Here is a 10,025-nt window from a genome sequence, read left to right as displayed (position 1 = left end):
TTCAAATATGGACTCGATTATATTTTTGAATACCTTTACAAGGCTTATTACAAGCAGAATATAGACCCGTGTAAATTTTTGTCATGTACTGAGCAAAAGTAACACTTTTTTACTCACTTATTTTCTCCTTATCGACTGATGACTGATCCTCGCATTAATAGATAAAATGATTACTGATTTGCTCTATTAATTATTTATAGCTAGCCAAAGCCATAAAAAGGTCTGCGACCTTAAATAAAGTTGAAAACAGGATAGAATAAAATATACCACAAGTAAGGTATTTTGTATTTGGTTAACAAGTAATAAATTTGTATTGTAAAATTACATGAAAATTAATAGCCGATAATAAAGTTAAACTTGTGATGCGAAATATACTTTCAAATACTACTTTCAGATTATTCTTAGCTGTACTTATAGGATTACTGATCGGGCAAGTAGCCAGTAAAGAGGTAATCAGTATTATTCTACCTTTAAAGCATGTATTGGGGCAAATTATATTTTTCCTGATCCCTCTCCTCATATTTGGATTTATTACTCCATCAATTACACGTTTAAAGAAGAATGCATCGAAATTATTAAGCGTGTCATTAATCCTGGCTTATGTATCGTGTATCGGCAGTGCATCCTTAGCCGCTGTAGTAGGCTACAAAACAATCCCCCTCTTAAATATTGCTCCCACTACGGAGACATTAAAAGAGCTTCCCGAAATGATATTCAGATTGGATATTCCTCCTTTGATGTCGGTATTAAGTGCATTGGTTTTAGCATTTATGCTGGGATTATCTATTATCTGGACCAAAGCCGATAAAATAGAGAGTGCATTATACGAATTTCAGAGTCTCGTATTCACGATGGTGAAAAAATTCTTAATCCCCATATTACCGCTGTTTATAGCTACAAATTTTAGCGTATTGGCTTATGAGGGAGCATTGGCTTCGAGGCTTCCGATCTTTTTTGCAATACTGATTATTACTATCTTATGCCATATTACATGGATGGTGATTCTTTACAGCTCGGCCGGAATATATTCAGGAAAGAACCCGTGGCAGGTTCTTAAATATTATGGTCCGGTAGTACTTACTGCTCTAGGTACTCAATCTTCAGCCGCTAGTCTGAGTATTGCCATAGAACAAACTAAAAAGAGCCCCGTACTGAGAAACGATGTGAGAGACTTTTCCATTCCTCTGTTTGGAAATATACATTTTGTCGGCTCTATTTTAGATGTTGTCTTTCTTTCACTTGCTGTGTCTCAGTTATTATACGGCACTATGCCGGGGCTCGATAAGATGCTAATTTTCATACCCTTGCTTGGTATTTTTGCGATTGCGGCACCCGGATTGCCCGGTGGAACTCTCATCACTTCATTAGGATTGATTCATGTCGTATTAGGAATTGACGATGCAGGAACAGCATTAATGATATCTATTTTTGCTCTATTAGATAGTTTTGGTACTACCCATAATATCACGAGTGATGGTGCACTTACTCTTTTTCTCAGTTCGTATGCCGACAAGCACAAGATAACCAGTTCTGAAATTGCAGAGAGTTAATATACCCCTACAGATAAAATACATTAAAAAGGATAGTCATAGAAGAGAAATCTTCCGACTATCCTTTTTAAGTTATATTCATGAAACAACTTGAATAACAATTATAATGTCGGAATAACAGGCTTGATACTACCATCCTCGTTAAACTCCATCTTGTCTATACAAACCTCCCGATGAAAACCGGCGGCATCGCCCATCTTAATTCCATTAGGACGGTTAAAACGGTGGTATACAATATACCACTCATCTTTCTCGGGAATCTGTAGAACTGAGTTATGCCCTGTTCCGTAAATACCCTTTGAAGGGTCTTTTGCCAGAATCAGGTTGTTTTCAGGAATAGTTAATGGTCCTGTAGGCGATAAGGAAGTTGCATAGCGTACCCTGTAATTTTCACTGCGGGTATCGTCCTCCGACCAGAGGAAATAGTAAAGCCCGTTACGGTAAAAAACATAGAGTGATGGTGCACTTACTCTTTTTCTCAGTTCGTATGCCGACAAGCACAAGATAACCAGTTCTGAAATTGCAGAGAGTTAATATACCCCTACAGATAAAATACATTAAAAAGGATAGTCATAGAAGAGAAATCTTCCGACTATCCTTTTTAAGTTATATTCATGAAACAACTTGAATAACAATTATAATGTCGGAATAACAGGCTTGATACTACCATCCTCGTTAAACTCCATCTTGTCTATACAAACCTCCCGATGAAAACCGGCGGCATCGCCCATCTTAATTCCATTAGGACGGTTAAAACGGTGGTATACAATATACCACTCATCTTTCTCGGGAATCTGTAGAACTGAGTTATGCCCTGTTCCGTAAATACCCTTTGAAGGGTCTTTTGCCAGAATCAGGTTGTTTTCAGGAATAGTTAATGGTCCTGTAGGCGATAAGGAAGTTGCATAGCGTACCCTGTAATTTTCACTGCGGGTATCGTCCTCCGACCAGAGGAAATAGTAAAGCCCGTTACGGTAAAAAACATAAATAGCTTCACGAAAAGTTTTATCAGGAGTCATCACCTTTACAGTATTCTTTTTGATAGATATCATGTCTTTATTCAGTTCGGCTACAGCCATATATCCATTTCCCCAATAAAGATAGCTTTTACCTGTTTTCGGATCGGTAAATACATCGGGGTCTATTTCCTGTCCACCTTTCACACCTTCGGGTTTAAAATCGATAAGAGCTTTTCCCGAATCGACAAAAGGACCCGCAGGATCGTCAGCTACAGCTACCCCTATTTTTTGTGCTGCTGTAAAATAATAATAGTATTTGTATGTATCCTTTATTTTCTTTTCAACTATACATGGAGCCCAGGCATTACGATCTGCCCACGATACATCTTTTTTCAAGTCAATAATAACACCTTCATCTTTCCAGTCTTTTAGATTCTCCGATGAAAATGTTTTGAAATAATATCCGCTCCAACCATCAAAACCGTCACTTGTGGGATAGAGATAATATTTATTCGTCTTATTTGAATACAAAATGTCAGGATCGGCATAATAACCTTCGAGTACAGGGTTGTTTGCTACAGGCATTTCAAAACCTTGAGGAATACCCCATTTATCCGTTAAAGCTTTCATTTCCCGTCGGGTAATCGGAATTACCGAGCCATGACGTGGATGGAAATCCATAGAAATACCCTGATCTATCACCTTAAATACATCGAGATCTTTGCTTTCACAGAATTGATATTTACCCTTCATATATACATCATACATCATTATATATGTATCATTATTGATCAATTTGAAAACACCGGAACCTTCCACGGCATCACGGGTTTGTTGTTTATAACCCGGTTGTTCGATCCATTTACCCGATGCCAAGGAATCGGTCAATGCCAGCTTAATTCCATTACCGTGTCCTTCGGTTTTATAGAATAGATGGTAAATTCCGTTCTTATTTATTATATCTCCATCAATACTCGATTTTCTGCTTTTAGGTAAAAAAAGTACTTTAGGTTCTCCTTCTAAATCGGTAAAATCTTTATTGGCATAAGCATAGTAGATAATGTCAGGACCATTTTCATGTTGCATAGACCAATAAATCATATACTTACCCGCTTCTTTATCAAATATCGTCTGCGGAGCCCAAACACGCTTAAGATTTTCTTGCCCCGAATACTTTTTCTGGATATTAACCACATTGGATGTCCAGTTTATTAAATCATTGGATTTGAGCAATACCATGGCACGATTCGAATCCCAACCTTTGGAAGAAGTCATATCGGTAAGTACCATATAAAAAGTCCTGCCATCCTCACCCCGAAGGATATGAGGGTCACGCACTCCACCCGTCGAACTTATCTTTTTGGAGTCGAGTACGGGGTTATTATTGTTTAGAGTCCTGTAATTATATCCATCTTTGCTAATGGCATAACATACAACTTCATCTTCGACATTATTGCCTTTAAAGTAGGCAAACAAATATCCTGCATAATCTTTTTCCGCAGGGCGGGATATATACTCCTGAGCAAAAATAGATGCTGAGAAGGATAAAAACAGGTTAATCCATAAAATAAGTCTAATCTTTTTCATTATTAAATTATTTTGTTTGTATTCGTATTACAGTAAATGAATAAGCAGGCAATTTACAGGTCGAAACAGTACTTATATCTATTGTTTCCTGAACAGGCTTAGCTTGCTTATCATCGGGTTTACCACTTAGCACGGTCTTTACAGCCAACGGTTTTAGATTATCGATACCATTTAAATCCAATGTTATATTTACCTCTTTGGGCAGGAGGTTTATTAGTTTAACAATAATATCTCCTGTTTTATCATCACGGACAATCGATTTTGCTATTCTTTTTGTTACAGCATCCCAATCGGTCGAAAATTCAATTTTACTTGGTAAATACTCGTTTCCGGAATTTTCCCCATATAATTTCTGAACATAATAACCTACAGTTGGCTTTACCTCTGTATTATTAAAATAAATCAGATCGGGATTCCATTGAGTATGGTTTTCCTTAGCCAGTAAAGGAGCGTAAGAGGTCATAGCTACTATATCTCCGTTACGCTCTATATTAGCCAGATGAAATGCCTCGGCAAGTGCTGTTTCTACATTATTGGGTCTTCCCGGCAGATGTGCAGCATATTCTCCCAAATATACTTTTGCCTTCGAACGATCGTATTTATCATAAAAATCCTGATTATGGATATACCAGCCCGGAGGATTGTAATAGTGCTCGTCTATCATTTCCACCCCTAATTTTGCAGCAATTTTCCAGCCTTCTACATAATCGGTACCCTCATAGAATGGTCCTGCTGTACCGATCACAACCATTTCAGGGTATTTCTTTTTGATTGCATTATAGATCATAGTGAATCGTTCTTCAAATATGTCTGTAATCAGGTCTTCATTTCCAATGCCAATATATTTCAGGTTAAACGGGGCAGGGTGTCCTGCTTTGGCTCGTTTACTACCCCACTCTGTTTTTACATCTCCATTGGCATACTCTATAAGATCAAGTATTTCCTGTATGTATTCATCCATTTGTGACATTGGTATTCCTCCCTGCTGCCCTGCTATCCTACACTCATTGTGTCCTGAATTTTGGCAAGGTACGCCTGCCGCCAGTACAGGAACGGGTTCGGCTCCTATATCTTCACAAAACTGAAAATATTCGAAATAACCAAGTCCCATACTTTGGTGATATCCCCAAAGATTTCGTTGTGGCTTACGGGTTTCTAACAGACCTATCGTATTTTTCCAACGGTACATATTATCTAATCCATCTCCATGAGCAACACATCCTCCCGGAAATCGTACAAAACGAGGTTTCATGTCAGCTATGACTTGAGCCAAATCAGCTCTCAAACCATTTTGATGTCCTTTGAATGTTTTTTGAGGAAACAACGAAACCATATCCAGATCGACCCTTCCCGTTTGTTGAGGAATAATCTCTATTCGGGCATCATTGATTGTTTTATTTGCGGTTAATACAACCGTATACTTTTGCCAATCGCCGGATATTGACTTTGTAGATGTCTCTCCACATACTTCGCCATTCTTACCGATCAACCGAACTAGTAGTTTTCCTCTTTTTGATTCGGGAGAACGTGCAAAGACCGAGAAATCATATTTTTCTCCTGCTTTGACAGGAATGCCATCAAATCCCTCATTAATAATTCCGGCACCTGTGCCTGTTATATTCAGAACTGCATAATGTTTATTATTCGGATGTATAGGTGCAAGAGTATCAACGGTTAATGTTCCCTGATCTCCATTCACAATCCATGCTTTAGTATTATTCCAGCTTTTATCGCCTCTTCTTTCCCCCATATTATATTCAAAACCTCTGTTCTGTATTAATTCCGCATACAAACCACCATCGGCAGCATAATTAATATCTTCGAAAAAAATACCCATCATCAAGTCACTTATTCTTTTACCATCTGAGGCACTCAGTGTAATTTTAGCTTCCACAGGCTCCAGTGATGAGAATCTGAGAAGATCATCGCCCGAATTTTCAGCATATATTTTATTCTTATAAGCCGACAATTGCTGAGCTTTTATCAATCCGTCGACAATATTCCAAGATACTTTATGAATAGTCCCGATTTCCTCATTGCCCGAGACGATAATCGTTTGCCTTAAATCGGGGATAGATGAGTGTTTCGCTTCCGACAATTTTTCAGATTGTGTATAGGCTTTAAAATTGTCACTCGTTACAAAGTATTTTTCTTTGAGCGAATTATCTTCGCTTGTCCATATTACTATATATTTTCCGATACTCTTGTCATATGATATGACAGGAGAAAGGCAATTCTTTTCGGTTATTACAGGATACGACTGGGATTCCCAATAGATAAGGTCTTTCGACTGTGTATGGGCAAATGCTCCATCCCTTTCGTTTAAACTCCAGATGCAATGCCATAAACCTTGCTTATCGAGAAAAAGATAAGGGCTGAACATTTTTTTTTCTGCTCCCCAAGGGCCATAATCAGATTTAAGGAAACTATGTTCCGAGCCAATCGGATGCCAGCTTCTCTGATCGAGGCTCCATGCAAAATGAAGACCGTTGTGATTGTTATTCCGAACTGTTGCATATGCAAAAATATAAGCCGAATCGGGCTCGTTCTTTATTTCATAGCTATTTGAATATGCAGAATGAAAGAGAAACTGCATAATAATGATTAAGAAAATTGATCTTTGCATCGTCATTAAATATTTAAGGTTCAAATGAAATTTGTCATTTACTATCGTAAAATCTCCCTTGATAAAGATAATATCCTTTTTAGAAAATAAATTGATAATCGTGTTTCCATTTATATTTTAGTTATCAGATTACAATACTTATCTGCTCGTAACTTATAACTAATACGAATCAGTAGTTGACTGGTCTCTAAAAAAACGCTCATTTAATTTATTAATTTCCTACGCACAATCAAAGATTGTTTGTGTTCCTTTTGCCCAAAGCCGCAAAAGGAACCAAAAAGTCTTTGCCGACCACTACGGTGGTGATCCGTTAACAACTTGCCGTCGGAATAAAATAAGCCGTCCTGTCGGACTCTTTACATTTTATTCTTATCGACTGCTTCGTTGAACGGATGCCTCACCCCCGAAGTAAACGTCGGCTTTGCTTACGCCCGTCAGGCTTCCGACCTTGGCGGTTGCACGGGGTACCCGATGTGGGAGGAAAGCGTAAAAAACAAAAAAGAATCAGTGTTAAACGTATTTTTTTGTTTTCGCTTTCGGATCACGTATCGGGTCGTGCAAGGAGACACAGTCTTGATCTTTTGTTTCGTTTTGCATCAAGGCAAAATGAAAGACAAACCTCGGCAGAGGTGCGTCAGTAAAATGAGCGTTTATTACCGCCTATTCAACTACTGATTCGCATAATTAAGTTAACTATAAAAAGGTCTGAGACCTTAATTCAAAAATACAAGCACAGCCTGACTCTTTGTATTCGAGAAAGGCTGTGCGTATCATCAAGTTATTTTAAACTAATTTTCTGAATTTGCGTATAATAAAATTCACTTGAAACTGTCGACCGGACACCAACACGGGCAAACAAATAATCCTGACCAACCAGATTTGCGGGTATTTCGGCAGCAAGAGTAGCTTCCTGACCAATTGTTATAGTCGATAGAGTCGCACTCACAGCTTTTTCATTTTTATTTTGATCTGTGAGTATCGATTTACCCAAATATAACCTGACCTCTGCGACATTGGCTGATGCAAGTATTTTATCAATGGTAAATTTTGCTGTAATAGTACCGCTTCCCTTTTGGAAACTTTCGTTTTTAATAATAAAATAGGGTTTTACCGGTATATCTACTACAGCCTTATTTTTAACATTCACAATAATGGTATCGTTTGGCTGATCTTCCCACGGAGCCCCTCCTCTACGCACTACTTTATACTGACCGTCAAACAAAGTCACCGAATAAGTGCCATCGTGAGCAATGTATGCAGTAAAACTCTTTTTCACAGCATAACCATCCTGCCATATGTCTAATCGCACAGCATTTGTACGGACGCCAACGGGATTACCTTCATATACGATTTTACCGGACAGCGTCGATTCGGGTTCATCGTAATTATCATAGCCACATCCGGTAAATACAAGGCTGCAAATACATATAATGAATAATATACTCTTTTTCATAACTATAATATTAATGGAAAGGATTCTTAACTAATTTCGGGTTGTTATTAAGTACGTTCTGATCGATTGAAGAATAGTAATTTGCCATTCGGAAAAATCTGGCTCTTTTAAAGCGATTAGGTCTTATTTTCTCGAACACATATTTATTATTATCCTCATGACCCGGATTTACTATCCTGTAAGGGTATAAGCCATGTACTACGGCATCTTCACTGGTATCACTTCCGTTCCATACTTCATGGGCAATTCTCCAGCGTTTCAGATCGAAATACCTGTGATCCTCAAAGGCTAATTCAACACGGCGCTCATTACGAATAATATCCGTTGTTAAGGTGGTTATACTATTTTCGGGGAAGCCTGCACGTACACGAAGCGTATTTATATAATTCTTTGCATCTGCCTGTTGCAGTTCGAATGCTGCTTCAGCCGCATTCAAATATATCTCTCCCAATCTGAACCAAGGCCACCAGTTCTCGGCAGCTGTTCCTCTGGTACTCGCAGCAGACGCATCACTTACCAATTTACGCAGATAAAAGCCCGTATTACTCACAAACTGTTCATTATCTACAGGACCATCAAACCCTGTCCAAAGACCATTATCAGTGTACTTTGCTCCCAAATTAGGAGAAACACTAAGTCTGTAACTTCCGTTTTCCCAAACTGCTACACCTGCCTGAATATTCACGGGAGTACCCTTAAAGGAAGTTCCTGCATACACAACTGTGCCATATAAACGTGCATCTTTATTTTTGAAAACATCAGATATATTATCATAAATAGTGTAATTACCTTTAGCATCCTTGTTGTGTATAGTACCTTTACTGCCATCCAGATAATCAAAACTTTCGACCAAACTTAACGACGGAGATAAAGTGGATGAACCTTCATTATCTTCGGTAATACTTTTGACAATATTGTCATAAGCGAAGAAATGTATCTTGAGGCTTACTTTAAAGTCTTTAGCAAAAATCACCTCACTGCTACCCTTTTTATTCAGCATATCATAGAAATTGGCTCCTTTATCTGCATTTTCGTTATAAAGCTTGTAACGTGAATCGCTAATAATAGCCTTTGATGCATTTAGAGATTTAGTATAATAATCATTTGCTTTATCTGCGGGAATACCTATTTCGCCCCCGGGTGTAGTAATGGGTGAAGCCATCAGATTGTTGTATTTGGCTATAGAGGCGGCATAAAGCATAGCTCTACTTTCCAATGCCAGTGCAGTATACGTATTTGCTCTGGTTTGACTGTCATTATTATCAGCTAAAAGACTCTTTATCTCTTCCAACTCAGTGTAGATAAAATCATATACCTCATATTCTTTAGAACGGGCAACTTGTAAGGGGGTAGGATCTCCGCTAAAATCGTAAATCAGTTGCTTGGTTACCAACGGAACACCTCCCATACGTTTTACCAACTCAAAATAAACAGAAGCACGTATATATCTCAATTCCGATTTAAAAAGGTTCTTTTGCCCCTCGTCAATACTGACACTGTATTTATCTATATTTTCCAATGCCAGATTGAGGTCTCTTATGAAACCATAATCCCAATATCTGCCATAATCATCGCCGTACTGAAAATCGTTTCGTCCGTTCTGATCATGATGACCCGACCACATCGCATCGTCTAACTCGCTCATGCCTCCTGTATTAAAAACTCCATGAAGACTAGGCAGCCTGTCATAGTAATTTGCCAGTATAGATTTAATAAGCTTCGGATCATTCCAGAGCTGTTCGTCTGTGATGATATTTTGAGGATCTCTTTCCAGCCAGCTATCATGGTTACAGCTAACAAAAAACAGGGAGACAAATATTGATATTTTTATAAATAGATATTTCATAACT

Annotated in this window: 6 protein-coding genes and 1 pseudogene; 2 read left to right on the top strand and 5 right to left on the bottom strand. The window is 38.2% G+C overall.

All coding sequences use genetic code 11. From position 1 onward, the window contains the following. Positions 1-362: 362 nt before the first annotated feature. Complete coding sequence (locus tag CLV62_RS06730) at positions 363-1,550, top strand: cation:dicarboxylate symporter family transporter (protein ID WP_110310018.1); 1,188 nt, start codon at positions 363-365, stop codon at positions 1,548-1,550. Positions 1,551-1,651: 101 nt separating this feature from the next. Here CLV62_RS06730 and CLV62_RS06725 read toward each other — a convergent pair. From CLV62_RS06725 to CLV62_RS06715, 3 genes and pseudogenes are all read right to left on the bottom strand, one after another. Continuing rightward, positions 1,652-2,002 (bottom strand): annotated as a pseudogene (locus tag CLV62_RS06725) (family 43 glycosylhydrolase); the annotation flags it as partial. Positions 2,003-2,185: 183 nt separating this feature from the next. After that, on the bottom strand, positions 2,186-4,096 hold the full coding sequence (locus CLV62_RS06720) for a family 43 glycosylhydrolase (RefSeq protein ID WP_110310017.1): 1,911 nt from the start codon (positions 4,094-4,096) through the stop codon (positions 2,186-2,188). Between the two features lie 7 nt (positions 4,097-4,103). Next, positions 4,104-6,722 carry an alpha-L-arabinofuranosidase C-terminal domain-containing protein gene (locus CLV62_RS06715; RefSeq protein WP_110310016.1) on the bottom strand — a complete coding sequence of 873 codons (2,619 nt, stop codon included), beginning with the start codon at positions 6,720-6,722 and terminating at the stop codon, positions 4,104-4,106. A 392-nt stretch (positions 6,723-7,114) separates the two neighbouring features. Between CLV62_RS06715 and CLV62_RS21480 the strand changes: the two genes are divergently transcribed. Next, positions 7,115-7,363: a hypothetical protein gene (locus CLV62_RS21480; RefSeq protein ID WP_146212710.1), complete on the top strand. Its 249-nt coding sequence runs from the start codon at positions 7,115-7,117 to the stop codon at positions 7,361-7,363. Between the two features lie 137 nt (positions 7,364-7,500). Here the strand turns inward: CLV62_RS21480 and CLV62_RS06710 are convergent, their stop codons facing one another. Both CLV62_RS06710 and CLV62_RS06705 read right to left on the bottom strand, forming a co-directional pair. Further along, positions 7,501-8,175, bottom strand: coding sequence for a DUF3823 domain-containing protein (locus tag CLV62_RS06710; protein ID WP_110310015.1), 675 nt, complete (start codon positions 8,173-8,175; stop codon positions 7,501-7,503). A gap of 10 nt (positions 8,176-8,185) precedes the next feature. Next, positions 8,186-10,021: a RagB/SusD family nutrient uptake outer membrane protein gene (locus CLV62_RS06705; RefSeq protein WP_110310014.1), complete on the bottom strand. Its 1,836-nt coding sequence runs from the start codon at positions 10,019-10,021 to the stop codon at positions 8,186-8,188. Positions 10,022-10,025 lie beyond the last annotated feature (4 nt).

Source organism: Indolivaga alginatilytica (assembly GCF_003201355.1).
Lineage (GTDB): Bacteria > Bacteroidota > Bacteroidia > Bacteroidales > Dysgonomonadaceae > Dysgonomonas_A > Dysgonomonas_A alginatilytica.
Note: the sequence above shows the minus strand (reverse complement) of the source record. Positions and strands in the feature narration are given on the sequence as shown.

Bases quoted from the DNA above. Each gene is read 5' to 3' on its own strand.
- CLV62_RS06705 (WP_110310014.1), bottom strand. From the start codon at position 10,021: ATGAAATATCTATTTATAAAAATATCAATATTTGTCTCCCTGTTTTTT.
- CLV62_RS06730 (WP_110310018.1), top strand. From the start codon at position 363: ATGCGAAATATACTTTCAAATACTACTTTCAGATTATTCTTAGCTGTA.
- CLV62_RS06720 (WP_110310017.1), bottom strand. From the start codon at position 4,096: ATGAAAAAGATTAGACTTATTTTATGGATTAACCTGTTTTTATCCTTC.
- CLV62_RS21480 (WP_146212710.1), top strand. From the start codon at position 7,115: ATGCCTCACCCCCGAAGTAAACGTCGGCTTTGCTTACGCCCGTCAGGC.
- CLV62_RS06715 (WP_110310016.1), bottom strand. From the start codon at position 6,722: ATGCAAAGATCAATTTTCTTAATCATTATTATGCAGTTTCTCTTTCAT.
- CLV62_RS06710 (WP_110310015.1), bottom strand. From the start codon at position 8,175: ATGAAAAAGAGTATATTATTCATTATATGTATTTGCAGCCTTGTATTT.